This is a genomic window from Marinomonas sp. KMM3893 (assembly GCF_004352855.1).
GTDB classification, from domain to species: domain Bacteria; phylum Pseudomonadota; class Gammaproteobacteria; order Pseudomonadales; family Marinomonadaceae; genus Marinomonas; species Marinomonas arenicola.
This window is the reverse complement of the sequence record NZ_SJSC01000001.1, coordinates 345,935-372,384: the sequence shown is the minus strand read 5'-3', so window position 1 is coordinate 372,384 and position 26,450 is coordinate 345,935. Positions and strand designations below refer to the sequence as shown.

23 protein-coding genes are annotated in these 26,450 nt (G+C 46.0%); 10 read left to right on the top strand and 13 right to left on the bottom strand.

Annotated elements, in window-relative coordinates:
* Positions 1–129: 129 nt before the first annotated feature.
* Both E0D71_RS01685 and E0D71_RS01680 read right to left on the bottom strand, forming a co-directional pair.
* Entirely contained in the window at positions 130–1,689 is a 1,560-nt protein-coding gene (locus E0D71_RS01685; RefSeq protein WP_207923310.1) for an alanine/glycine:cation symporter family protein, read from the bottom strand.
* Positions 1,690–1,698: 9 nt separating this feature from the next.
* Positions 1,699–2,139, bottom strand: coding sequence for a universal stress protein (locus E0D71_RS01680; protein WP_133001561.1), 441 nt, complete (start codon positions 2,137–2,139; stop codon positions 1,699–1,701).
* Positions 2,140–2,869: 730 nt separating this feature from the next.
* On the opposite strand from E0D71_RS01680, the gene E0D71_RS01675 reads away from it, so the two are divergent.
* The 9 genes from E0D71_RS01675 (at position 2,870) to E0D71_RS01640 (ending at position 13,886) form a co-directional block, all read left to right on the top strand.
* Positions 2,870–4,252, top strand: a complete 1,383-nt coding sequence (locus tag E0D71_RS01675; protein WP_133001560.1) for an L-serine ammonia-lyase — start codon at positions 2,870–2,872, stop codon at positions 4,250–4,252.
* A gap of 60 nt (positions 4,253–4,312) precedes the next feature.
* Positions 4,313–5,563, top strand: a complete 1,251-nt coding sequence (locus tag E0D71_RS01670; RefSeq protein ID WP_133001559.1) for a sarcosine oxidase subunit beta family protein — start codon at positions 4,313–4,315, stop codon at positions 5,561–5,563.
* Between the two features lie 12 nt (positions 5,564–5,575).
* Entirely contained in the window at positions 5,576–5,872 is a 297-nt protein-coding gene (locus tag E0D71_RS01665) for a sarcosine oxidase subunit delta (RefSeq protein ID WP_133001558.1), read from the top strand.
* Positions 5,869–8,886: a sarcosine oxidase subunit alpha family protein gene (locus E0D71_RS01660; RefSeq protein WP_207923309.1), complete on the top strand. Its 3,018-nt coding sequence runs from the start codon at positions 5,869–5,871 to the stop codon at positions 8,884–8,886. The genes E0D71_RS01665 and E0D71_RS01660 overlap by 4 nt, the downstream gene beginning before the upstream one ends.
* A complete protein-coding gene (locus E0D71_RS17440) occupies positions 8,879–9,508 on the top strand; it encodes a sarcosine oxidase subunit gamma family protein (RefSeq protein ID WP_207923308.1) in 630 nt (209 codons plus the stop codon). Before E0D71_RS01660 ends, E0D71_RS17440 begins: the two co-directional genes overlap by 8 nt.
* Positions 9,509–9,833: 325 nt before the next feature.
* Complete coding sequence (locus tag E0D71_RS01655) at positions 9,834–11,408, top strand: inorganic phosphate transporter (RefSeq protein ID WP_133001557.1); 1,575 nt, start codon at positions 9,834–9,836, stop codon at positions 11,406–11,408.
* 165 nt (positions 11,409–11,573) lie between these two features.
* A complete protein-coding gene (locus E0D71_RS01650) occupies positions 11,574–12,305 on the top strand; it encodes a hypothetical protein (RefSeq protein WP_133001556.1) in 732 nt (243 codons plus the stop codon).
* A 76-nt stretch (positions 12,306–12,381) separates the two neighbouring features.
* Positions 12,382–13,173, top strand: coding sequence for a hypothetical protein (locus E0D71_RS01645; RefSeq protein ID WP_133001555.1), 792 nt, complete (start codon positions 12,382–12,384; stop codon positions 13,171–13,173).
* A 92-nt stretch (positions 13,174–13,265) separates the two neighbouring features.
* Positions 13,266–13,886 carry a LysE family translocator gene (locus E0D71_RS01640; RefSeq protein ID WP_133001554.1) on the top strand — a complete coding sequence of 207 codons (621 nt, stop codon included), beginning with the start codon at positions 13,266–13,268 and terminating at the stop codon, positions 13,884–13,886.
* Between the two features lie 61 nt (positions 13,887–13,947).
* On the opposite strand, the gene E0D71_RS01635 is transcribed toward E0D71_RS01640, so the two are convergent.
* The 3 genes from E0D71_RS01635 to E0D71_RS01625 form a co-directional block, all read right to left on the bottom strand.
* Entirely contained in the window at positions 13,948–15,921 is a 1,974-nt protein-coding gene (locus E0D71_RS01635; RefSeq protein WP_133001553.1) for a DNA topoisomerase III, read from the bottom strand.
* A gap of 67 nt (positions 15,922–15,988) precedes the next feature.
* Complete coding sequence (locus tag E0D71_RS01630) at positions 15,989–16,471, bottom strand: universal stress protein (RefSeq protein ID WP_133001552.1); 483 nt, start codon at positions 16,469–16,471, stop codon at positions 15,989–15,991.
* A 41-nt stretch (positions 16,472–16,512) separates the two neighbouring features.
* The gene (locus E0D71_RS01625) at positions 16,513–16,725 is read right to left on the bottom strand and encodes a hypothetical protein (RefSeq protein WP_133001551.1); all 213 of its coding nucleotides are present in this window, start codon (positions 16,723–16,725) and stop codon (positions 16,513–16,515) included.
* Positions 16,726–16,894: 169 nt separating this feature from the next.
* Between E0D71_RS01625 and E0D71_RS01620 the strand changes: the two genes are divergently transcribed.
* Positions 16,895–17,515, top strand: coding sequence for an FKBP-type peptidyl-prolyl cis-trans isomerase (locus tag E0D71_RS01620; RefSeq protein ID WP_133001550.1), 621 nt, complete (start codon positions 16,895–16,897; stop codon positions 17,513–17,515).
* Between the two features lie 123 nt (positions 17,516–17,638).
* Here the strand turns inward: E0D71_RS01620 and E0D71_RS01615 are convergent, their stop codons facing one another.
* The 8 genes from E0D71_RS01615 to E0D71_RS01580 all read right to left on the bottom strand — a co-directional run bounded on the left by E0D71_RS01615 (position 17,639) and on the right by E0D71_RS01580 (position 26,411).
* Positions 17,639–18,055, bottom strand: a complete 417-nt coding sequence (locus E0D71_RS01615; protein WP_133001549.1) for a GNAT family N-acetyltransferase — start codon at positions 18,053–18,055, stop codon at positions 17,639–17,641.
* A gap of 12 nt (positions 18,056–18,067) precedes the next feature.
* Positions 18,068–19,315 (bottom strand): cupin domain-containing protein, encoded by a 1,248-nt coding sequence (locus E0D71_RS01610; protein WP_133001548.1) that lies wholly within the window; start codon positions 19,313–19,315, stop codon positions 18,068–18,070.
* 111 nt (positions 19,316–19,426) lie between these two features.
* The gene (purB, locus tag E0D71_RS01605) at positions 19,427–20,797 is read right to left on the bottom strand and encodes an adenylosuccinate lyase (protein ID WP_133001547.1); all 1,371 of its coding nucleotides are present in this window, start codon (positions 20,795–20,797) and stop codon (positions 19,427–19,429) included.
* Between the two features lie 218 nt (positions 20,798–21,015).
* Complete coding sequence (locus tag E0D71_RS01600) at positions 21,016–23,238, bottom strand: NADP-dependent isocitrate dehydrogenase (protein ID WP_133001546.1); 2,223 nt, start codon at positions 23,236–23,238, stop codon at positions 21,016–21,018.
* A 269-nt stretch (positions 23,239–23,507) separates the two neighbouring features.
* A complete protein-coding gene (gene hflD / locus E0D71_RS01595; RefSeq protein WP_133001545.1) occupies positions 23,508–24,137 on the bottom strand; it encodes a high frequency lysogenization protein HflD in 630 nt (209 codons plus the stop codon).
* A 32-nt stretch (positions 24,138–24,169) separates the two neighbouring features.
* Positions 24,170–25,297, bottom strand: a complete 1,128-nt coding sequence (gene mnmA, locus E0D71_RS01590) for a tRNA 2-thiouridine(34) synthase MnmA (RefSeq protein ID WP_133001544.1) — start codon at positions 25,295–25,297, stop codon at positions 24,170–24,172.
* Between the two features lie 72 nt (positions 25,298–25,369).
* Positions 25,370–25,765: an NUDIX domain-containing protein gene (locus E0D71_RS01585; protein WP_133001543.1), complete on the bottom strand. Its 396-nt coding sequence runs from the start codon at positions 25,763–25,765 to the stop codon at positions 25,370–25,372.
* Positions 25,701–26,411, bottom strand: coding sequence for a pseudouridine synthase (locus E0D71_RS01580; RefSeq protein WP_133001542.1), 711 nt, complete (start codon positions 26,409–26,411; stop codon positions 25,701–25,703). Before E0D71_RS01580 ends, E0D71_RS01585 begins: the two co-directional genes overlap by 65 nt.
* Between the last annotated feature and the right edge of the window lie 39 nt (positions 26,412–26,450).

Here is a 26,450-nt window from a genome sequence, read left to right as displayed (position 1 = left end):
TCTTAATCCCCTGAGACAACATTTTGGCCCTTCGGGGCCTTTTTTTATTTGCGACAAAAAGAAAACCCCAAAAGAGAAGGCTCTTTTGGGGTTTTTTATGGATCCAATATTATGTTTTATCGAAACATATTATTTCTTAATGTCTTTGTATTTCTTGATCTCACCGCTTTTCAGGCGAGCTAAGTAAGACGTTAATTCTTTTCTTACAATAGGCATCAAGCAGTATAAGCCGATGATGTTGGCAACGGCCATGGCGAAGATCGCGGCGTCAGAGAAATCAATGACAGGACCTAAGCTAGACGCTGCGCCGATAACAACAAACAAGCAGAAGATGATTTTAAAGGTCAACTCCATTTTTTTGCTTTCGCCGAACAAGTAAGTCCATGCTTTTAGACCGTAGTAAGACCAGCTCAACATGGTTGAGAAGGCGAACAAGATAACCGCAATAGCAAGGACAAACGGGAACCAACTGATTGTTGAGCCAAATGCGGCAGACGTTAGCGCCACACCAGATGAACCGTCAGCGGTCAAAATAGAGCCACTTTCATTCAGAATATAAAGACCTGTTTGTGGGTCAGATACTAATTGGCCTGTGATGATGATCACAAGGGCTGTCATGGTACAGATCACAACGGTATCGATAAATGGTTCAAGCAAAGAAACAAAGCCTTCGGTAATAGGTTCGTTTGTTTGTACTGCTGAGTGAGCAATCGCGGCAGAACCAACCCCGGCTTCGTTCGAGAAGGCGGCACGTTTGAAACCTTGGATCAAGGCACCTACTAGACCACCTGCAACACCAAGACCTGTGAATGCGCCGGTAAAGATTTGGCCAAATGCCCAACCAATTTTGTCTGCGTTGAAGATCAAAATAATCAGTGCTGCGCCCACATAAAGGATACCCATGAAAGGGACCACTTTATCTGTAACACGCGCAATCGATTTGATACCGCCGACAATAACGACGAACACGAGCGTGGCAAAAACAACCCCAGTAATCCAACCTGGGTAGTCACCGATAACTTGTGTTAATTGAGCGTGTGCTTGGTTGGCTTGGAACATGTTGCCGCCACCAAGAGAGCCCAAAATACAGAACACAGCGAACAAGCCCGCTAGCAATTTACCACCAGGAATGCCTTTTTCAGCGAAACCTTTAGAGATGTAATACATCGGACCACCAGACACGCTGCCGTCTTTGTATTCATTTCGGTATTTCACACCCAGGGTACACTCGGTAAATTTCGATGCCATGCCTAGTAAGCCGGCAAGGATCATCCAAAAAGTAGCACCAGGGCCACCAATGGAAACCGCTACCGCAACACCTGCAATGTTACCCAGTCCAACCGTACCGGAAAGTGCGGTAGCAAGCGCTTGGAAGTGACTTACTTCACCTGCGTCATTTGGGTTTGAGTAGTCGCCTTTGACCAAGGCAATAGAGTGCCCGATGCTGCGAAACTGAACAAAACCAAAATACAGAGTGAATATACTGGCGCCTGTTACTAACCAAAGCACAATCCAAGGAAAGCTCGTCCCTGGGATGGGTGCAAAGATCAGTGCCACAAACCAGCCAGTGGCCGCGCCAAATACTTCGTTGACGGTGGCATCAATGCCTTCCGCTGCTTGAACCGTGGAGCTTAGGCTCATCATTAGCAGTGAAAGCAAGGCCGTTATTAATATCGTAAAATTTTTCATAGCAGCTCCTCAGCTTACAACGGTAACAGGGACATTCGCACTCATAACAAGGTGCGCTGTCACACTACCAAAGACACGTGTGCTTAAGCCGTGTTCAGTGGAGCGCGCCACGACAATCTGTTCTGCGTTTGTTTCAACAGCAATGCTGTTAAGTAAATGGGCAACCTTGCCATGCAGTACACGGCCATTCCCTTTAATGCCTGCTTCTTCGAGTGCTTTAAGAGCTGGGCTGATAACGCGGGCGTTAGCGTTGTTTAATTCTTCTTGGCGGTTTTTCTTACGTAGGGCATTTTCTTCGTGGGTTTGAAAAGTGTAAGGAGACCATTCGACAATGCAAACAAGCTCTAAAACGCATTCGTCTCCGATTAGGGTTGCTAGTCGCTTGGCGTAGGAAAGTGCGCGATTGCCTGCCTCACTTCCGTCTACTCCGACAATAATAGTTGCTGACATAATTAATCCTCTTCCTTTGGGTGTGAAGGGTAAGTCGCCGTATTTTGATTTTTATTGGGCGTATTTTTAAAAAACCTTTCTAAGAAAGGCTAACCAGTTAAACAATAGCGCCATTTCAGCATCAAAATAGAATTTAGTTTCTTTATGAAGCCTGTTGATACTATACAAAAAAATCATGATCATTTGCATACTTTGTAACAAATGTGCACAAAATAAATATAACAAATCCACAACGGCTTATTGATAGGGAAACTTAATAGAAGAAAAGGATCGAAAGGCGTGCTTTAGTGGCTTCAAGGGACTGCAATAAGGTGTGCGTTTTTTGACCATTTTCAGCGTCTTAACATCGTCAAAAAAAGAGTCTCTCAACTTTGTTCTTACTGTTTAGGTGAGTGAAGTTACGGGTGTTAGATAAAAAACACAGCATGGCTAGAAGGTCTAAATGAATTTGGGAGTATGAGGACATAAAAGTGTCGTTTTCAGGTAAATGGCTTGATGGCGTGACACACACAATATCGACATAGAGAGTGCGTTGTTTTGTTGGTTGATGTATCGCGATGCATTTTGCTGCTACCTCTGTTTGAAACGCATAATAAAAATGCTTGTAACCAAGAATATTTAGTTGTTCTCTGAACGGGTCTTTGTTCTTGTAATAACAAATAAAAAAGAGCCAGACAGTGAGGCCTTTATTCATTGTCTTGGTGTTTTAAGAAAAGAGGAAAGCGTAATCATGGCAATCAGTTTGTTTGATCTTTTTAAAGTAGGTATTGGCCCATCCAGTTCACATACTGTGGGGCCAATGGTGGCGGCGAACCAGTTTGCTCACCAACTTGAGACATTGCATTTAATGTCAAAAGTCGCGCGCCTAAAGATCGATTTGTATGGTTCTTTGGGGGCAACGGGTAAAGGGCACGGTACCGGTAAAGCCGTGCTTATCGGCTTAGAGGGTGAATTACCCGATTTAGTTGACCCAAACATGATTAATGATCGCGTGGCAGAAATAGAATCGACTTCGCTGATTCGTTTGCTGGCTAAGCAGGCTGTCGCGATTGATGTGCAAGCAGATTTGATTTATCACCGAATCGATCGTCTTGATTTTCATGCGAATGGCATGGTGTTAGAAGCCTTTGATGCAGACGGGTCGTCCTTGCATAAAGCGACTTTTTATTCCGTCGGTGGTGGCTTTATTGTGCAAGAGAACGATCAAGGCGACGTAGAGTTGGTTGAAGACAGCACCGTACTGCCTTTTGAGTTTCATAGTGCGGAAAGCTTAATTGCTCTTTGTCGAGAACAGGAGTTGAGCATTGCTCAGATCATGCTGGAGAATGAAAAAGTGTGGCGCAGTGAAGAGGCCATACGAGAAGGCATTCTAAGCATTTGGAAAACCATGAAAGAGTGCGTGAAAAATGGCATGACACATGAAGGTATCTTGCCAGGCGGATTAAAAGTCAAACGCCGCGCGGCCAGCTTATACAGAGATTTGTCCAGCAAAACACGCATGGACATGATTACGCCTTCGCTGGGGGCACTGGATTGGGTGAATTTGTACGCCTTGGCGGTCAATGAAGAAAACGCGGCCGGAGGGCGAGTCGTCACAGCGCCAACCAATGGCGCGGCGGGCATCATCCCTGCGGTCTTGCATTACTACTGGGAGTTTTGTCCGCGCTCCAGCAAAGACGGCATTATTGAGTTCTTTTTAACGGCCGCAGCAATAGGCATGTTGTTTAAAGAAAACGCGTCTATATCTGGTGCTGAAGTCGGTTGCCAAGGGGAAGTCGGTTCGGCTTGTGCGATGGCCGCAGCAGGGTTAGCGGCTGCGACTGGCGGCACCCCAGAGCAAGTAGAAAATGCCGCGGAGATTGGCATGGAACACAATTTGGGGCTGACCTGTGATCCGATAGGAGGGCTGGTTCAAGTACCTTGTATTGAGCGCAATGCGATGGGGGCAATGAAAGCCATTAACTCCGCCGCGATGGCGATTCGAGGCGATGGAACGCACTATGTTTCATTAGATAAAGTGATCCGCACCATGCGTGATACCGGACGTGATATGAATGATAAGTACAAGGAAACCTCTCGTGGGGGACTCGCTGTTAATGTCATTGAGTGCTGACCTTGTGGGTTAGCGACAATCAATTTTAGAACTGTGTCATCGAGTGTATAGGATGGTGTTATGAGTCGTTATTCAGTATTTAGTCTCTTTAAACATGCGTTAAGTCATCATGAAAATTGGCAGAAAGTATGGCGTAATCCGACTCCGAAGGACGTCTACGATGTGGTCATTATTGGTGGCGGTGGGCATGGGTTAGCGACCGCCTACTACCTTGCTAAAGAGCATGGTATTACCAATGTTGCCGTGGTTGAAAAAGGCTATCTGGGCGGAGGGAATACCGCCCGTAACACCACAATCGTTCGTTCCAATTACCTGTGGGATGAAGCCGCTCACCTATTCGAACACTCGATGAAATTGTGGGAAGGCCTGAGCCAAGATTTAAACTACAACGTGATGTTCTCACAGCGTGGCGTATTGAACCTTGGTCATAACTTGCAAGACATGCGAGATATTGAGCGACGAGTGAGTGCGAACCGGCTAAACGGTATCGATGGTGAAGTACTGAATGCGAAGCAAGTGAAAGACATTTGCCCGTTGTTAGATTGCTCCGCGAGTGCCCGTTACCCTGTGCTGGGCGCTTCTTGGCAAGCCCGTGGCGGGGTCGCTCGGCATGACGCTGTGGCTTGGGGGTTTGCTCGAGGTGCTGATGCACTAGGTGTGGATTTACTACAGCAAACGGAAGTAATCGGAATTCGTCGTCATGAAGGCGCTGTGTGTGGCGTCGAAACCAATCGTGGTTTTATCGCCGCTAAAAAAGTGGCGTGTGTGACCGCGGGCAGCTCTTCTTTGCTAGCCAAAATGGTGGGCATGGAGCTGCCTATCGAAAGTCATCCGTTGCAGGCTTGTGTTTCCGAACCAATCAAGCCGATTCTAGACACGGTTGTGATGTCCAATGCAGTACACGGCTACATGAGTCAATCGGACAAAGGCGACTTGGTGATTGGTGCGGGTATTGATGGCTATACCGGCTATGGTCAGCGTGGCTCTTTTCCTGTTATTGAGCACACTTTGGCGGCGATCTGTGAAATGTTCCCAGACGTTAGGCGAGTGCGCATGAACCGTGCTTGGGGCGGTATTGTCGATACCACGCCTGACGCTTCCCCGATTATTTCCAAGACACACATTCCGGGTTTGTACTTTAACTGTGGTTGGGGAACCGGTGGCTTTAAAGCCACACCTGGGTCTGGCAATGTGTTTGCGCACACCATCGCCAAGGATGAACCTCATCCACTGGCGAAACCTTTTAGCATTGATCGCTTCCATTCGGGGCACCTTATTGACGAACACGGCGCCGCTGGCGTAGCTCACTAGGAGATCTGTTTTATGTTGCATCTTTTTTGTCCCTATTGTCAGGAACATCGTGAAGAAGACGAGTTCCATTATCGTGGCCAAGCGCACATTGTTCGTCCCAAAGATCCTGACGCTTTATCGGATAAGGAGTGGGGGGATTACTTATTTTTCCGTAAGAATCCCAAAGGTATCCATCATGAAATGTGGTACCACGTAAGCGGTTGTCGACGTTTTTTTAACGTGACGCGCAATACCGTTACTTATGATATTTACGAAACCTACAAGATAGGTGAGATGCCAGCGGTTACCGATAAGGAAGAGACGGAATGAGCCAGAAGAATCGCTTAGCCCAAGGGGGCCGGATTGACCGTAATAAAGCATTAAACTTTAGCTTTGCCGGTCAGCACTATAAAGGTTATGAAGGCGATACCTTAGCGTCGGCTTTATTAGCAAACGGCGTGGACGTAGTCGGTCGTAGCTTTAAATATTCCCGTGCTCGCGGCATTACTGGTCACGGAAGTGAAGAACCCAATGGTGTGGTTCAACTGGGGACTGGCGATACAACGGTGCCCAATGTTCGAGCCACACAACAGGAGTTGTACTCAGGTCTAGTGTCTAACCCTGTCGCGGGTTGGCCGAATGTTAATTTCGATTTGATGTCCTATTTGGGCAAAGCTGGTGCTCTGATGCCACCAGGGTTTTATTATAAAACCTTTATGTATCCACAAAAGTTGTGGATGACGTATGAGCATTTTATTCGTAAGGCCGCAGGTCTGGGTAAAGCGCCAACTGCGCCAGACCCAGATACTTATGACAAGTTTAATCAGCATTGCGATGTGATGGTTGTAGGCGGTGGTCCAGCGGGTTTGAGTGCGGCCTATGCCGCGGCCAAAACGGGTGCACGTGTTATTATTGCGGACGAGCAAAGTGAAATGGGTGGGCATCTTCTAACGTTTGATCAGCCTATTAATGGCGGATCGGCGTCCTTGTGGTTGGCTGAAATTGTGGCTGAACTGGAAGCAATGGAGAATGTGAAAGTACTGCCTAAAACCACGGTCATGGGCTACTTTGATCATAATTTCTTAGTGGCGATTGAGCGCCGAACGGATCACCTTGGTGAGCGGGCAGTGTCTGGAACACGTCAACGATCGCATCGAATACGTGCTAAACAGGTAATTTTGGCGGCGGGCGCGCAAGAGCGACCATTGGTGTTTGCTAACAATGATGTGCCTGGGGTGATGTTAGCGTCTTCGGTAGCGACCTATATTAAACGCTACGCGGTCGTGCCTGGTCATGATTTGATCGTCTCTACGGCCAATGACAGCGGCTATTTAGCGGCGATCGAGTGGTCAAAAGCGGGCCGTCATGTGGTGGGAATCGCCGATTCTCGTACGCATTCGGATGGCGCATTAGTCGCCGAAGCTAAGGCGTTAGGGATCAACGTTTGGTTTGGTCATGCGGTCACCGAAGCGAAAGGCGGACATCGAGTCTATTCCGCTTCTGTGGCGCCAATCAATGAACAAGGCGACAAGGTAACGGGCGATGTTAAACAGTACGACTGTGATACGGTCGCCACATCGGGCGGCTGGAGTCCTGTGGTGCATTTGAGCTGCCATACTGGCTCACGCCCAACTTGGAGTGAGGAGGTTATCGGCTTTGTTCCCGGTAAAGCCTTGCAAGCACAGCATTGTGTCGGTTCTATCCTGGGTGATCATCAGCTAGTTGATTGCATTGATCATGGTTTTGATGTCGGTGCTAAAGCCGCGTCAGCGGCAGGTTTTGGCCAAGGCGAGGTGTTAGCGAATAAGCCTTCTGTTGAGCGGATTGCGGAAGGTAAAGCGCAAGCTCTGTTTTTGGTGCCACATAAAAAACCAGTCAGTCGAGCGCCTAAGCAGTTTGTTGATTTGCAAAATGATGTGACGGCGGCAGGCATTGAATTGGCAACTCGCGAAGGGTTTGAATCGATCGAGCACGTTAAACGCTACACCGCGATGGGGTTTGGTACCGATCAAGGCAAGCTGGGTAACGTTAATGGTATGGCGATTGCGGCTCGCTCGCTAAGCAAAAGTATTGAGGAAACCGGCACGACCATTTTCAGACCCTCTTATACGCCTTCTACTTTTGGGGCGTTAGCAGGGCGTGACGCCGAGTCATTATTCGATCCAGAGCGTTATACCGCAATGCACCAATGGCATGTTGAAAATGGCGCCTTGTTTGAGGATGTCGGTCAGTGGAAGCGTCCATGGTATTACCCAAAACCGGGTGAGACTATGCAGGAATCCTTGAATCGTGAATGCTTAGCCACGCGCAATAGTGTGGGTATTTTGGATGCATCCACCTTAGGAAAAATTGATATACAAGGCAAAGACGCGCGTGAGTTCTTAAACCGTGTCTACACCAATGCTTGGTCTAAGCTGGCGGTTGGCAAGTGTCGTTATGGTCTGATGCTGAAAGAAGATGGCATGATCATGGATGATGGCGTGACTTCTTGCTTGGCGGACGATCATTTTATTTTGACGACCACAACGGGTGGTGCGGCCAATGTACTGGAGTGGTTGGAGCTGTGGCACCAAACAGAATGGCCGGAATTAGATGTCTTTATGACATCGGTGACCGACCATTGGTCGACCATGACTATTTCGGGACCCAATGCCCGTAAAGTGTTAGCCAAAGTGTGTGATGACATTGACCTTGATAAAGACGCTTTCAAGTTCATGGATTGGCGAGAAGGCACGATAGCAGGGGTGAAAGGGCGGGTTTTTCGGATCAGTTTCACTGGCGAATTATCTTACGAAATCAATGTGCCAGCAAACGATGGACTTTTTGTTTGGGAAGCGGTGATGGCCGCTGGCAAAGAGTTTGATATTACGCCTTATGGCACTGAGACCATGCACGTGCTGCGCGCTGAAAAAGGTTTCATTATTGTGGGTCAAGACACCGATGGTTCAGTCACACCTTATGATATGGATATGGGCTGGTGTGTTGGAAAAAACAAAGAGTTCAGCTTTATTGGCAAGCGCTCTTTCGATCGCCCAGATACGAAAAAGGCCGCAAGAAAACAGTATGTGGGGTTGAAAACGAAGAACCCTGACGAAGTGCTGCCAGAAGGTGCACAAGCTGTGTGGGACCCAGAGCAAGCGATTCCAATGACCATGGTGGGGCATGTCACATCGAGCTATTACAGTGCTGTGGTTGGTCGTTCGATTGCGTTAGCGGTTATTAAAGAAGGTCAGAGTCATAAAGGCGATACCGTATATTTTCCTTTGGCTGATGGTCGAGTTATTGAAGCTGAAATTTGTGATTATGTCTTTTACGACCCAAAAGGAGAGCGCCAAAATGTCTAATTCAGCGACGTTTGATTTTTCAGCACGGGCTAAAAATACTCAAGGTATCACTCGACGTGAGACACCTTTGCACCATGTTACGCATAAAAATGTCGACGAGGCTGGCGTGCGCTTTTGCGAAGCGTCTTTTTATGCGCACCTGACCTTACGAGGCAACCCAGAAAACGCTGATTTTGTTGCCGGCGTTGAAAAAGTGCTGGGCACTGCCTTGCCTTTGACGCCACTAACAAGCCGTGCTTGTGAACGTTGCCATGTTTTTTGGATTGGTCCGGACGAATGGTTGATTCTCGCAGCGAACTTGTCTCCTGGCGAGATTGAAACCTCGTTACGCGCCGAGCTTACTGGGCATTTTTCCGTGGTGGATGTGTCAGGTGGTCAAACACTGATGACCTTATCTGGTCGTGCCGTTCAGCAGGTCTTACAAAAGAGCTGCGGATACGACATAGAAGCGGAATTTCCTGTAGGGAAAGTCATTACTACGCATTTTGCTAAGGCAACGGTCGTTCTGCATCATCAGGTAGAAGGCAGTTACTTTATGGTTGTTCGTCGTAGCTTTGCGGATTACGTTTGGCGTTGGCTGGTGGATGCATCGGATGAATATGGTTTGTCTGTGAGCGAATAATCTGCTGTGTATACAGGTTTCGTTAGTGCGCGCTCTAGATGGCAAGCAATCATTGTTGTTTCGAGAAGTGATAATTTTTTTAAAGTGCCCATAGGGGCACTTTTTTTACGAATACTTTCTGACACAAAATTGTAATATTTATAGGGTTTTTATATTGGGTACCTCGGTGTAGAATGGCGCCCGAAAGGCATTTTATGAACAAAATGTGACAGGATGACCCCAGAGCCGAATTCTAATATTGCTAAGGTAGGCATTTCTCTTTCCACTATATTTGGGTTCAGTGGAAAGCGGTTTGGCATAGATTAATCAGTAAAGATGAGCCTATATGGATCTTACAAATAACCCGAAACAAGAAACTACCCTATGGGGTGGAAACGAATTTATCCGCATACTGCTAGCATTAGCTTTTGTATTCGTCTCTGGCTTTTATGCTTCATGGCAAGGTATTGGGGTTTCTAACCTTTCAATTCTCGCTATCGCTGCGGCGATTGGGGCTTACATGGCATTGAATATTGGTGCTAATGATGTCGCGAATAACGTCGGTCCAGCGGTAGGTTCGAAAGCGCTGTCGATGACTGGTGCGATTCTAATTGCCGCAGTATTTGAAGCCGCAGGCGCTCTCATCGCTGGTGGCAGCGTTGTTGGTACGATCAAAAAAGGCATTATCAATCCGAATGCCATTGCGGATGCAGAAACCTTCATTTGGATTATGATGGCCGCTTTGTTAGCGGGTGCTATTTGGCTTAACTTGGCCACTTATTTAGGCGCGCCAGTTTCTACAACCCACTCGATTGTTGGTGGTGTATTAGGAGCAGGTATTGCAGCAGGTGGCTGGGATATCGCCAACTGGAGTCAATTGTTGGCGATTGTCGCAAGTTGGGTCATTTCTCCTGTGCTGGGAGGGGTAATAGCCGCGTTATTCTTAATTTATATTAAGCGTTCCATTACCTATAAGAACGACATGATCGCAGCGGCGAAAAAAACCGTGCCTTTATTAGTTGGCTTGATGGTTTGGGCGTTTTCTACTTACCTGATAATGAAGGGCTTAAAGCACCTTTGGAAGCTAGACATAATGACGGCGGGTTTGATCGGGTTTGCGATCGCATTAACGGCGTACTTTATTGTGCGTCCTATGGTCGATAAAGCCGCTGCCTCGTTGCAAAACAATAAAGACGCTGTGAACAGCTTATTTACTATTCCATTGATTGCTTCCGCGGCCTTATTAAGTTTTGCTCATGGTGCGAATGACGTCGCCAACTCTATTGGGCCTTTAGCTGCGATAAACGACGCTTTGATGACGGGCTCTGTCTCAAGTAAAGCACCGATTCCTCTTTGGATTATGGCCGTAGGTGGTATCGGTATTGCCATTGGTCTTGCGTTGTTTGGTCCTAAGTTGATCAAAGCCGTTGGTAGTGAAATTACTGAGCTGGATAAAACTCGTGCTTTTTGTGTTGCTATGGCCGCTGCCATTACCGTTATTATTGCATCGCAGCTAGGGCTACCAGTGAGTTCTACGCATATCGCTGTTGGTGGTATTTTTGGTGTAGGCTTTTTACGTGAATACTTGAAGCAGTCTTACGATAAGAAAATTGCAGCCATTATTAAGCATTCTCAAAATGCGGGATTGGGTGTTGACGAGACTCAGGCATTTGTAAAACGCTTTACCGAAGCCGATGTTGACCAGAAGCGCCTTATTCTTAAAGAGCTAAAAGCAGCAAGAGCCGATTCGCCAATTTCTAAAGAAGAGCGTAAAGGCCTTAAAAAAGCCACTAAGAAAGAATTGGTTAAGCGTTCTGCGCTGATTCGAATTGCTGCGGCTTGGGTCATTACCGTACCTGCTTCTGCATTGCTTTCTGCTATGTTGTTTTATATGTTGCTGGGTTTCTCCGTGTCTCGTTAGTAAATAGCGTGCAGTTTAGAGAAGGCGCTAGCGACTTTGCCTTCATAAACGATTTAACCCTACCAATAAAAAGGCCAGTTTAACTGGCCTTTTTTGTGTCTCTCACTCTGGCTCTATGATATAAAAAAGTATGGGTGATAGGGATTAATCGGCAGGCCAGACAAAATGTATCAAGTCAGCATTGTATTCGCGATTGTTTTTATTGTTGGAATTGTGTTTCTAATAACGGCCTTTGCATTGGTTTCCTGGCAAAAGAAACAGAATATTAGTAAGAATAAAGTGGTGGATAAGCTTATCGCTAGAAGCTATCGCCTTATTTCAACTCTTGAATCGGTGCCCGATCGGTATTTTCCGATTGAAACAAAAATACTACTAATTGATTATTTGCACTCTATTGTTCCTCGTATTGTTAATAAGCGTGTTGAAGCGCCCGAGTTAATGTCTGCCTTGCCAGAGCTCGCAGAATTAAGAAGGCAGTTGAAAGAAGGTATTCAAAATAGCAAAAGAGAGAAGGTGGCGAGTGCAACGCATTGTACAAAAATACAAAATTCGCTGCGTTTTTTACCGACGCTATTAAGAGAATTTTCAATTCAGCATGTTATAGATCACAGAAGTGCCAAACGGCAAATTGAATTGGTTCGTTATTCTCATTGTTTGGTGCATTATGATTGGTTGTTGCATCAGGCCAAGGTGGATTTGGCGGCTGATAGAAAAGCCAAGGCTCTAGAAAATTACCGTACGGCGCTGGCTGAAATTGAGAAAGTGGCGGTTATTGAAAATGTATCTGAAGAGGTTTGTGTGGTGAAATCGCACATTTCTATTGTTGAGGATATGTTATTTAAACATAGTACGGCATCTAGCCAACTTGATACTGAGATGGATCAGAAGCATGCATAGATGACTAACCCGCTAAAAGTGCTTTTGTCGCGAGTCAAAATATTTATCTTTAAATAAAAAGAGTAAACGGTAGAGTATGACTGTCATCATCATTTCTGTTCTTTTAGTGGTTATTGGAGGCTTTATTGTATTTGCTATCTACCTCCAATTTAAAGAGCAAGCTCGGTTAGAAAAAGTCAGAAAAATAGCGGCTTTGAATAATCAGCTTCGACAGGTACGACGCTACCTTGATGACATTCCCCCTCAATACCAGCCTAAAGACATGCGCTTGTGGTTGTTTTCACGGCTAATCGTTATCTATGATGCTTTGATTGCTTTGCAACCTGATGCGACCTTAATACGGCGTCGCAAACTGACAGCAGAAGAAGCTTCAGAATTCCAAACGAGCAAACAAAAGCGCAAAGTAAAACCTATTAATGATGAGTTGATGATTATGGACTTAAAACGTCTGTTTGATTCTTTTCACCTGTTTTTGAAACAATCAGAAAAAGACAAAACCTTGAACAGTGACGTGGTCACTCGTTATTCAAACTTGCTTCGTTTTTACAAATATAAGGTGAAGGCGGATCTACATGCTTACGCTGCTCGTCAGTCCTTTTTATCTGGTAATTATGAAAAAGCGATCACTTCTTATAAAGAGGCATTAATACAGTTAGCGCCTATTAAAGGAACGGTGGAAGCCAAAACCGCCATTAAACAATATAACAGTCTGATTGATGAAGTAAAAAGTGCCCAGCAAGCTTCTTCAGGGGGGGACATTAAAGACGCTTTAAAAGGAACGGCTCAAGAGCCTGCAGAAGGTGCACTGAACCAAGAGTGGGATAAGTTTATTGATGAGACTGAGTTTAAGAAAAAGAAACATTTCTAGACGAGGCTTTTCCTGTTATTTTCATCTTCCTAGGCTTTGCTTATACGCGTGAAGCAGGGGCATCTGTTGTTATTAATTAGTGAGGATATTGTGTGAACTTAGCTCTTTTATCGGCGTTTATTCCAACCTTCTTTTTTGTTTCCATTACTCCTGGTATGTGCATGACACTTGCTATGACATTGGGAATGACAATTGGTGTGAAACGCGCATTATGGATGATGTTAGGAGAGCTAACAGGGGTTGCGACAGTGGCGACACTCTCGGCGATTGGTGTCGCAGCGTTATTACTCAATTATCCAACCGCTTTTTCCGTCCTGAAAGCCATGGGCGGTCTCTATCTTGCTTATATTGGTATTCAAATGTGGTTGTCTAAAGGCAAAATGGCGATCAAGGCGCAAGAAGAGGGTGGTGTCGCTGCCACCTCATTTGAGCTGATTTCTCAAGGCTTTGTTACTGCGATAGCCAACCCGAAAGGGTGGGCGTTTTTTGTGGCATTATTGCCCCCATTCCTAGATTCATCACAACCACTAGCAAGCCAATTAGTGGTGTTAATCGCGATCATACTTTGCCTTGAATTTACCTGCCTCGTTATTTATGCCATGGGAGGTCGAACATTGAGATCTGTGTTAATGAAAAGCGGTAACGTGCGAATCATGAATCGTGTAGCGGGCACCTTAATGATTTTTGTCGGTGGTTGGTTGGCCATTGGTTAATACTTGATTACGGTGGATTGGCTTGCTTTTTTAGCGCTAAAAAGCGGTTAACAAACTGAGATTAAGAAGACGCCTTCGAGCGTCTTCTTGCGTTTGAGCCTGTCGCTTTCTTGGTGCTTGCTTGTCGCGTACTTTTGCGTTTGGTGAAGGCTTTTTTGGTCGGAGCAGGCAAGTTTTTGAGTGCTGTTGTTGGCATTTCTCGTGATTTATCGAGTAACTCCGCTAAATTCTTTTCCAGACTCTCCATAAAGGTTTGATAGCTGGCTTCCCCTAAGCTGATGGCGTTTAGAGCAGATTCCCATTTCGCGGTCATGTCAGGCGTCACTAATTGTTCTGGTAAGCAGTCAATAAAGGCGCGGCCAGTTTTGCTGGCATGAATTTGTTTCCCTTGTCGGGTCAGAAAACCACGTTTGAAAAGCAGCTCAATAATACTGGCTCGAGTGGCCTCTGTGCCTAATCCATCGGTTTCTTTCAAAATAGCACGAATGTCCTTATCGGTCACAAAGCGGCTGATCCCTGTCATTGCCGCAAGCAGTGTCGCATCGGTGAACGCGGCAGGCGGTGTGGTGACTTTTTCATCAACGGAGCCTTCATAGCACCAAGTTTCTTCCCCTTTAGTCAATTTTGGGAGTTCGCTCTGCTCTTCGTCGCTCTGGCTTTTGGCTTTGCTCTTACTGGGTAAAAGCGCTTTCCAGCCTAGGGCAATGGGTGTATTTCCTTTGGCTTCAAATTGCCCGCCTTCAATGATTAATTTTATTTGCGATGATAGATAGTCGTAATCAGGGTAGAACTGCATTAAGTATTGGCGTGCAATGAGTGAAAAAACCAGCGCTTCTGTTTTGGATAAAGACGCCATTTTGTAAGACTGAGTAGTCGGAATAATAGCGTGGTGTGCGCTGACCTGCTTGTCATTCCAGGCTTTGCTTTTCCTAGCAGAATCCGCGGCACGAGCGCCTTCAGCAAGCTCGCCTTCGCCATTGCTAAGCGCCTTTATAATGGCTGGAGCGTCTTTGTGCTGTTGGCTAGGCAGGTAGCGACAATCGGACCTTGGGTAGGTGATTATTTGATGGCGCTCGTAGAGTGTCTGGCAGATATCTAGCACTTGTTGGGCGGATAGAGAAAATGCTTTCGCCGCGTCAATTTGCAACGCAGATAAACTATAAGGCAAAGGTGGGGCTTGCTTTTTTTGCTGGTAATTTGCCGCGCTCACGATCGCGGGTTTATTCGTAATGCGAGTCGCAACATTTTGAGCAAGAGGTCGGCTTAATACTCGATTTTCTTCGTCCATATAGGGTTGGCATGATTCGCTTGGTAACCATTTTGCACGGAATCGGTTGCCTTTTTTATCTTCTATGTTGGCCCAGACTTGGTAAAAATCTTTTGCTACAAAAGTTTCTCGTTCTTTGTCTCTGGCGGCCACTAGCCCTAAAATAGGGGTTTGCACTCGGCCGATAGACAGCACGCCTTGATAGCCAGCCTGACGTCCTCTAATGGTGTAGGCACGCGTGAGATTGAGGCCAAATAACCAATCGGCACGGGCACGTCCTAGGGCGGATCTTGAAAGGGCTGAAAACTCCGTATTGGGGCGTAAGTTGCCAAGGGCTTTTTTGACTGCCGAAGGCGTCAAATCGTTGACGAGTAAACGCTGGGTGTTTTTAAGCTTTTGCGCTGGCACCTTGGTGTAGTGTAAGACCTCATCCACAAGCAGCTGTCCTTCGCGATCCGGATCGCCAGCATGAACCAATACAGAGGCTTTTTTAATTAATTTTTTTAACACAGAAAGCTGTTTTTTAGTGGCGGCCTTTTCTTGCCATTTCCATTCTGTGGGGATAATAGGTAAGTGCTCTAAGTTCCAAGACTTAAACGCAGGATTGTATTGATGCGGCTCTGCTTGCTCAAGCAAGTGACCAATACACCAACTGACACAATCGCCATTGGGAAGCCAAATACAGCCATCTTCTTTCTTTTGTGGAGTAGGAAGGGCGGCAGCAATGGCGCGAGCTAAGCTGGGTTTTTCGGCAATATAAAGAATCATGAGTACACTTACTGTTTATATATACAGTAAGTGTATCCAAGATAGTGCGATCTGACTAGGGTTAGGGTTATTTTATTGGTACCACTAGGACTGGGATGTTGCTGTGATGGATAACGTTATTGGCCGTAGAGCCAATCAGTAATTGTCCAATACGGCTGTGTGTTCGGCTATTCATGACAATCAGGTCAACGTTTCTTTCTTCTGCAGTTCGTTTGATTGCGTCTGATGGAACTGCGTGGACTATGAGTCTTTCTGGTGGCGTTTTGAGGGCTGCAAGCTCTTCTTTGTGGTCATCCATAAAGCGGTCAAGCTGTTGATCCATTCGTTCTTTTACGCTTCTTATCGCCTCTTCTTGCATTTTCTTAGAGGTTTCAGCGGAGACATAGTTGTAAACCATATTACTGGCTTGAGCATTAAGCGGTTCTAAAGAATGCATGATGATGACATTTGCTTTGTGTGCCAGAGAAAGATTCATGACCAACTCTAGAGCTGATTGTGTGTTGCCTTCTAGGTCGCAAGCATAAAGGATGGTATTAATGGGGGCCAACATAGTAATTCTCCTTTTTTTAATATCTATAAAGTATAGGCTTGTTAGCTTTTATAATGCTGACCTGAATCAATGCTTAGTGACGCGGTGGAAGAGAGAGCGATTTTTAAGTTGGCGTTGTCTCTGTGACTATCGATTAAGAAGCTGCCCATCAATGCGGCAAAAACCAGCCCGACAAATAACATTCCCCAATAATCTCGAGGTCTTTTTGCGTCTTTGTGTTTGATGATTTGCGGTATAAATATCTTGGCTTTCATGGCGCCGCTTCCTTTAGTCCATTGCGATATGCTAATAATAAATGATAATCACTATCATTTGCAAATTCTATTTTAACTTCTTACGGTTTGCGTGTTTCGGGGTAATGTTCTGCTGGTAGGGCTATGTTATGATACGGCCTCAAATTTTTAACAGATAAGAGAGCTAACTATGTCTGAACTGTCGTTCGACTCAAACGAATCTAAAATCGCATACGGCATTGGTCGTCAAATTGGTGACCAACTACGTGGTAGTGATCTTGGTGAATTGTCTCTAACTCATCTTTTTGCTGCGATTGAAGATGCGTTGAACGGTGCTGAAATGCGTGTTCCTGGTGCTGAACTTGAAGCGGCATTTGCAGAGCTTCAACAAAAAATGGAAGAGAAGAGCCGTGTTGCTTCTGAAGGAAACATCCAAGCGGGTGAAGCTTTCCTTGCAGAAAACAAAGCAAAAGCTGGCATTCAAGTAACAGAAAGCGGTCTTCAGTACGAAGTGCTTGAAGAAGGTACTGGCGCTACTCCAGCACTAGAGTCTACTGTTCGTGTACATTACGAAGGTCGTCTGCTTGACGGTCAAGTATTTGATAGCTCTATTGCTCGTGGCGAGCCAATTGAATTCCCTCTAACGGGTGTGATTGCTGGTTGGACTGAAGGTCTTCAGTTGATGAAAGAAGGCGCGAAATACCGTCTGACTATCCCTGCTGAATTGGCTTACGGTGCACAAGGCGCTGGTGCTATGATTCAGCCGCATTCTGTTCTTCAGTTTGATGTTGAATTGATTGCTGTTGTTTAATTAGCCGTTTGGTGTAATTAAGCAAAAGAACATAAAAAAGCGAGTTGGCCTAAATAGGGCAACTCGCTTTTTTTATGGAACTTTTTTAACACGATATAGCCACTATTTAGCTTCCTATCGGCGTTAAATCTCTCTTTCCATGTGTACGTGCAGTTTCGTAGCGTCTAAAAAAACCTTACCATCGCTGGTAAAGTTGTGTTTTTCATAGAAAGTTTGTGCTTCTACTTGCGCGTCTAAAAATACTTTTTTGATGCCCATTTCTCGTGCGACTTGTATGGCTTTGCGCAGCAACATACTGGCATAACCTTGCTGACGATAAGCGGGCAACACCGCTAAGCGACCGATATGACCGTCTGCTAATAAGCGGCACACGCCTGTGGGAACCGCGGTCGTTCCGAAAGAGACAAAATGCACGGCATCTTGATCGTGTTCATCCCATTCATCTTCTGGCGGAATGCCTTGTTCAATAATAAAGACCTGCTTTCTGACAAAGACGAGTTGGGCTTTGCTACTGTTCCAGTCTGAGGTTAATGCGTTCAAAGTGCCGTCCTTTTATTCTTCAGAAGCGGTGAGCTCGATTAAGCCTTGCTGGCGAATCAAAAAGCGTAATAAAGGGGGTAAGTCACTGTCTTGCTCTAGATCTAATCCAGAGAAATCAAACTCAGTTTGGTTGCAAATGGCTTGAATGAAAATAGCCAATTGTTGATGAACTGAGAGGCTATCACCATTACAAAAAACCGTAATAGATGGGTTTTCAAGTGGCTCTGAGTCAACCCCTTCTAAGGTTTGTTGCTCACCAGAATAAAGCGCCGAAGGATCATAATAGCTGATGCGCGCGTCGCCAGGTCGAATAAAGGTGTTGCCGGCCAATGCGTTTGCGTAAGCCTGCTCCAGTTCCTGTTGATTTAGAGGGGCTAAATACTCAGGGTATTTGCTTTCACTCATGGTTTCGCCCAACCATTGAGCCAGCTTGTCTGGTTGCTTGATCAGGCGGGTAAGTTCTGTCTGTAGATAGCGGATATCGTCCTGGGTGATTTGTGCGCTGTGAGTGCGTGAGCCTGACTCAGGCGCTGCAAAGCGGTCTTTCTCATTGACGTTGTCACAGATTTTATCGCGCAGTCCTGTTAGTGCATCTTGCATACTTGGCGCACGAAAACCGATCGAGTAGGTCATGCAATCGTTGTCTAATGAGCGACCGTTGTGCGCATAATTAGGTGGCAGATAAAGGATATCACCTGTTTCTAACTCCCAGTCCATAGAGTCGTCCACAGGGAAGTTGTCCAATATGTGTAGAGAGATGTCTTTTATTGCAGTGTCTTGATATTGATCTGGTGCCAAGACTTGCCAGCGGCGCTTGCCAGCGACTTGAACGAGAAACACATCGTATTGGTCATAATGAGGGCCTACGCTGCCACCTTGGGTGGCGTAGCTGATCATGACATCGTCGAGGCGCCAGCTGGGTAAAAACTGAAATTGCTCTTTAAGAGCTTGAACCTCAGGAACCCAATGATCAACGGCTTGAACCAATAGCGTCCATTCCTTTTCTGGTAAGTTGGCAAAAGTGCTTTCGTCAAACGGACCTTGCAGTAATTCCCATGGTGTTTTGCCATTTTCGATGACAATGCGTGACTCGACATCTTCTTCCATGGCCATGCCTGCTAATTCGTCGGCGTCCAGAGGAAGGGTGAAATCCACCAAACCTGAGCGAATTAAAAGAGGCTTTTTCTGCCAATATTCGGCCAGAAAAGTACGGGCTGTCATGCCGCCTAATAGGGTTAATGGCGTGTCTAAATCTGTCATAAATCACTCACTCTAATGAAAGAGAAAATCGTCGGGGGAGGTGACAAAAAAGAGCCGATAAATCGGCTCTTTTTTCACAAAGGAATTACTGGGTAAGTTCGTTGTTAAGCGTTAGCGAATGGCTTTTGCTTGAGCAACCGCGTTACCAATATAAGTCGCTGGCGTTAGCTTTTTAAGCTCCGCTTTGGCTTCTTCAGGCATTTCTAATGTATCAACGAAAGCTTCAATGGTCGCTTGGTCAATGGTACGACCGCGGGTTAGTTCTTTTAGCTTCTCGTATGGTGATTCGATGCCGTAACGACGCATAACGGTTTGGATTGGCTCAGCCAACACTTCCCAAGCGTTGTTTAAGTCTGCATCAAGGCGCGGCGCATTGATTTCCAATTTGCTGATGCCTTTCAGTGTTGCTTGGTAAGCAATCAAGCTGTGCGCTAGACCAACACCTAGGTTACGCAGAACCGTAGAGTCTGTTAGGTCACGCTGCCAGCGAGAGATTGGCAATTTCGCGCTCAAGTGGCCCATGATGGCATTCGCAATGCCCAAGTTGCCTTCGGAGTTTTCGAAGTCGATTGGGTTAACTTTATGCGGCATAGTAGAAGAGCCGATTTCGCCCGCAATGGTTTTTTGCTTGAAAAAGCCCATTGAGATGTAGCCCCAAACGTCACGGTCAAAGTCAATCAGAATGGTGTTGAAGCGACAAATCGCATCGTACAATTCAGCAATGTAGTCATGCGGTTCGATTTGCGTTGTGTAAGGGTTCCAAGACAAGCCTAAAGAAGTAACAAATGCTTCTGCATGGGCTTGCCAATCGACATCTGGGTAAGCAGAAAGGTGAGCGTTGTAGTTGCCTACTGCGCCGTTGATTTTGCCTAAAAATTCAACGCTTTCAATTTGCTTAAGCTGACGGCTAAGGCGTGCTGCTACGTTGGCCATTTCTTTACCAACAGTAGAAGGAGAGGCTGTTTGGCCGTGAGTACGAGACAACATAGGTTGCTCAGCGTGCTCAATCGCTAGATCTTGAATCGCCGTGATGACCTTGTTTAGCTCTGGAGCAATGCCTTCTTCCAGTGCTTCACGTAGCATCAGTGCGTGAGACAAGTTATTGATGTCTTCTGAGGTACAAGCAAAGTGAACAAATTCAGAAATGGCCGCTAGTTCAGCGTTGTCAGCCATTTTGTTTTTGATGAAGTATTCAACCGCTTTGACATCGTGGTTCGTGGTTTTCTCAATGTCTTTGATCGCTTGAGCGTCTGCTTCGCTGAAGTTGTCAGCCAATTGATCTAGCAAGGTGCTTGCTTCATCACTCAGTGCTGGTACTTCAATAATTTGTGGGTGTTTGGCAAGAGCCTGTAGCCAGCGTACTTCCACAATGACACGCATACGAAGCAAGCCGTATTCGCTTACTGAGCGACGTAATACGTTGGTTTTCGATCCGTAACGACCGTCTATTGGGGAAATCGCGTTTAAGCTAGTTAATTCCATTGAGATAACGCCTCGACCATGGTTTTCAGGGAGCCGCTATTATAGGCAAAAGGGGGGCGTACTTCTATGGCAGGGGGGAGATTCGTAAGCTTTTGTTGCTGCTGGTTAGGCGAACAGACAAAAAATCCCAAGCAGTAGCACTGCTTGGGATTTGTTAGAACAGGCTTTCTTTTGCTTGTCGCAACTGAAAGCGTTTGGTTCTTGTTCGTTAACTCAGCTTATAGCGTTGCTAAAGCATCGTTAAAGGTAGTGCTTGGGCGCATGATCTTAGCTACTTCGTTAAGATCCATGTGGTAGTAACCAGATAGACCAGAAGGTTTGCCTTGAACAGCAGCAAGCTCTGCAACAATCGCTGCTTCCTTGTCTGCTAATTGCTTAGCAAGAGGGGCGAATTTCGCCGCCAATGTTGCGTCGTCTGTTTGCGCCGCCAATTCTTGTGACCAGTACATCGCTAGGTAGAAGTGGCTACCACGGTTGTCCAATTCACCCGCCTTACGAGAAGGTGATTTGTTGGTGTCTAGAAGTTTGCCGGTTGCTTTGTCTAGGCAGGCAGCAAGAATTTTTGCTTTTTCATTATTGTGCTTGATGCCCAATTCTTCAAAAGAGACAGCCACTGCCAAGAACTCACCAAGAGAATCCCAACGTAGGTGGTTTTCTTCCATAAGCTGTTGAACGTGCTTAGGAGCAGAACCGCCAGCGCCTGTTTCATACATGCCGCCACCTTGTAGCATTGGCACGATAGACAGCATTTTCGCAGAAGTACCCAATTCCAAGATAGGGAACAAGTCAGTTAGGTAATCACGAAGGATGTTACCTGTTACTGAAATAGTGTCTTGGCCACGAATGATGCGCTCCATAGAGAAACGGATCGCTTCGTTGTAGTTCATGATGCGAATGTCTAAACCGTCAGTGTCATGTTCTTTTAGGTAGTTTTCGACTTTTTTGCGAAGTTCGTTATCGTGTGGACGAGCTTCTTCTAACCAGAACACAGCAGGTGTGTCAGATTGACGAGCACGAGTCACACCCAGTTTCACCCAATCGCGGATTGGAGCGTCTTTGGTTTGGCAAGCGCGCCAGATATCGCCTTTTTCTACCGCGTGCTGCATTAGGACGTTACCCTGTGCATCAACAACGCGCATAGTGCCGGCTTCGGCGATTTCGAATGTTTTATCGTGAGAACCGTATTCTTCTGCTTTTTGAGCCATTAGGCCAACGTTTGGCACTGTGCCCATGGTAACTGGGTCGAATGCGCCATTGGTTTTACAGAAGTTGATGGTTTCTTGGTAAATACGTGCGTAAGTGCTGTCAGGAATAACCGCTTTAGCATCGTGTGCTTTGCCGTCACGGCCCCACATTTTACCAGAGTTACGGATCATCGCAGGCATAGAAGCATCAACAATCACGTCGCTTGGTACGTGCAAGTTAGTGATGCCTTTGTCTGAATCAACCATGGCCAGTTCAGGACGAGTTTTGTAAACGTCTTGAATCGCTTGTTTGATTTCTTCTTGTTTCGCTTCAGGTAAAGTTTGGATTTTATCGTAAACGCTACCCAGACCGTTGTTTGGGTTAACACCGATTTCTTTAAACAATTCACCGTATTTTTCAAAAACGTCTTTGTAGAAAACCGTTACCGCGTGACCAAATACGATAGGGTGAGACACTTTCATCATGGTGGCTTTTAGATGCACAGACCACATGATGTTGTCTTCTTTTGCTTCTTGTAGGGAAGCTTCAAAGAAGGCACGCAGTTTAGTGCAGTTGATGTTCATGCTATCGATGATTTCGCCAGCAAGAAGCGGCAAAGATTTTTTCAGTTCAACAGAGCCGTCTTTTTTCACGAATTCGATGTTAACGGTTTGCGCGGAATCCATAGTAACGGACTGCTCAGAAGAGTAAAAATCACCGTCGCGCATGTAATCAACGTGCGAAACAGAGGTTTTGCTCCATTTGCCCATTGAATGAGGGTTCTTACGAGCGAAGTTTTTAACCGCTGCTGGTGCGCGACGGTCTGAGTTACCTTGACGTAATACAGGGTTTACTGCGCTGCCTAGTACTTTGGAGTAGCGAGCAAGTACGTCTTTGTCTTCTTCAGTCTGTGGGTTTTCTGGGTATTCAGGAAGACCGTAGCCTTCTGCGTTCAATTCTTTGATAGTGGCGTATAGCTGAGGCAGAGAGGCACTGATGTTAGGTAATTTGACAATGTTTGCTTCAGGGGCAGCCGTCAAATCGCCAAGAAATTTAAGACCGTCTTCTGCTTGTTTGTCAGCAGGTAGCTTATCAGCAAAAGCGGAAATTACACGACTAGCCAAAGAAATGTCAGTCAGTTTCAATTCGATGTCTGCTTCTTTTGCAAAGGCGCCAAAGATAGGCAGCAAAGAAGCCGTCGCCAGTGCTGGCGCTTCATCGGTGAAGGTATAATAAATAGTTTGTTTTGTAGACATGTAATTCCCCTAACATTTAAGGCTATGTGGCAAATTAAAAGAAGAAGGCGACTTATGGTCTCCATTCTCAAAATATATCGATGTGCTAATGATTATTTTGGCCAATATACTACCTAAAAATAAATGGCAGAGATATTGGATAAAAATATACTCATAATAGATGTGAGTTATTCTCATTTAATCAAGGTGTTGCAATGATTAACTTTTGGCTTTTTTAGCGTGAAAAAAGCAGAGCAAAAAAAAGACCTTAATCGGTCTTTTTTTGGATGCTAGTTTCGCGCTTCTAGCGCATTTAGTAAGGATTTTCTTTTAAAAATCAAATGCCAGCGTTTGCCACCAAGTTGACGCCAAAGCATGGCGGCACGGATGCCAGCCAATAAAGTTGCACGGACTTGGTTGGCGATGGTTGGCTGCTGTAAGAAGCGGCTGTCGCCATGAACTTGAATGCGAAATGACAGCTTGCTCAAGGAATCTTGGTAAATGCCAGAGATGGCCGCGATCATATTTTCATGAAGAATGTCTTCATAATGCGCTTTTTGGCGATCTAACTGACTGATGCCTTGCCCTAGAGCGGATAACACATCAGGGGACTTTTGCAGCTTACTTTCTAAATGTATGAGACTCAGTGCGTAGCGCAAAGTGTCTGGGTTCACACTGCTGCGCTCCTTACCTAGGGCTTGGCGAGTGATGCGTCGGCCCAAGGCAAGGTTGCTCTGACAATCCCATTGACCGCCATAGATATCCTCTGTCGCGTCTGCGTTGACGAGTAATATGCTGTTGATCAAAGGCTTTAAGCCATCGTTATCTATCTGGCCTGTTTTTGCTAAGGTAGCCACAAGTTCGGCCGCCTGAAAAATAGCGGATAGGGCAATGGTTTGCTCTTTTTCTCGTTGACTCACAATAAACGGTCTCTCACAGTAATAGGCATGGTTTATTTGTTAAAAGCGACATTGATAATACCGCCGCCTAAACATAAATCGTCTAGGTAAAAAACGACGGATTGTCCTGGTGTAATGGCGCGTTGCGGTTCAATAAATGACACTTCAACTCGGCCATCGGTTAATTCTGTGATGGTGCAATCTTGATCTGCCTGGCGATAACGGCATTTTGCTTTGCAGGTCAGTGGGAAGCTTGGTTTGGTGCGCGCAACCCAGTCAAAGTTGTCGGCAATCAAGTGTGTTTTAAACAAAGACTCATGTTGGCCGCCTTGAGTGACGAGCAATACGTTTCTATCTAAGTCTTTTTCTACTACATACCAAGGTTCGTCTGGGTAATTGGATAAGCCACCAATGCCTAAGCCTTGGCGTTGGCCAATGGTGTGGTACATCAAGCCAAAGTGGCGGCCAATTTTATCGCCGCTGAGTGTTTCAATGTCCCCAGGCTGAGCAGGCAGGTATTGCTCTAAGAAATCTTTAAAGCGACGTTCACCAATAAAACAGATGCCGGTGCTGTCTTTTTTGTTGTGGGTGATTAAGCCAAATTCTTCTGCTAAACGACGAACTTCTGGTTTTTCTAGTTCACCAACAGGAAACAGGGTTTTGGCAATTTCATCTTTACCAACCGCGTGCAGGAAGTAACTTTGGTCTTTGTTGGCATCTAAGCCTTTCAATAGCACGGGTTCGCCATTGCGTTCGCCACGACGTACGTAATGACCGGTTGCAATGTAGTCTGCGCCTAATTCGATTGCGTACTCAAGAAAGGCTTTAAATTTGATTTCTTTATTGCATAAAATGTCTGGGTTAGGAGTACGGCCTGCTTTGTATTCTGCAAGAAAGTGCTCAAAAACGTTGTCCCAGTATTCTGCTGCAAAATTGGCCGTGTGGAGCTTGATGCCCAGCTTGTCAGAAACCGCTTGAGCGTCCGCTAGATCGTCTTTTGCCGTGCAGTATTCGGTGCCATCATCTTCGTCCCAGTTCTTCATGAATAGGCCTTCAACTTGGTACCCCTGCTGCATCAGGATAAGCGCTGATACGGATGAATCTACACCACCAGACATACCTACGATGACTTTTTTGTCGTGGTTAGTCGATGAGTCTACGGGGGTTCGTTGTTCAGTCATGACCTATTTTTACTCTACTGTGAAGAGGCATTGCCTCAATGAAAAGGATGTCATTATTGTACTGTATTTTTCTTATCTGGGCACAGCCACCAAGTGCTGATCTGACAAGAAAGATAAGGAGATAATGGGGTTATTTAATGAATCTTCAAGACAGGTTTTGATTAAAGGGCTGCGATGCGGCTCTAACAGTATCTCTTCGTACGTGAGCCAATGGGACGACACTATGTCTGGGTCAAGGCTTGTATTGGTAGGCGCAACGGGTTCACACAAAACGCAGACACGATGATAGGTATCTGCGCCTTCAAAAGGCGTGAAGGCGTAAAAGCCAAGTAAGCCAATGGGCTTGACGAGCCAGCCGGCTTCTTCTTTTGTTTCTCTAATCACGGCGTCCAACAAGCTTTCGTTATTTTCTACGTGTCCGGCTGGCTGATTGAGGACGAGTGTTCCGTTTTGCCATTCCTTCACCATGAGATACTGCTGGTCTTTTTTGACTAGAGCGGCGACGGTCAGGTGCGGCAGTCTTCCTCTTTCTTTGTTGCTCAAAATGTGTCACCTCGTTCAGTAATTCTGTGCTTGGTTCTGTGTGTGTCCATTCGCCCGAAGGTAGCTTGTCTAGTGTGTAAGGGCCAATGGCGTAGCGAATTAAACGCAGAGTGGGAAACCCTACCGATGCTGTCATGCGTCGCACTTGTCGGTTCTTTCCTTCCTTGATTTGTAGGCTGATCCAGCTAGTAGGAATGGCTTCACGGTGACGAACAGGAGGGACTCTTGGCCAAACGTCTGGCGCAGACATTCTCTCCGCTTGAGCGGGTTTTGTTAGGCCGTCTTTTAGTTCAACGCCTTGTCTGAGTTGTTGCAGTGCGGCGTCGGTGATTTCACCTTCGACTTGTACCCAATAGGTTTTCGGCCATTTGAAACTGGGGGAGGCGACAATGTGTTGAATCGCTCCTTGATTGGTTAAAAGCATTAACCCTTCAGAATCATAATCTAGTCGCCCGGCGGCATAAAATTCTGGCACATTGATAAAATCTGCCAGTGTGCTTTTTCCGTCGTCAGTGGAAAATTGGCTCAGTACTCGAAAAGGTTTATTAAATAAAATCAAATTTGAGGGCATGTATGGGCAAATCTAAATCGTAAAGTTGCTGTGTTAAGA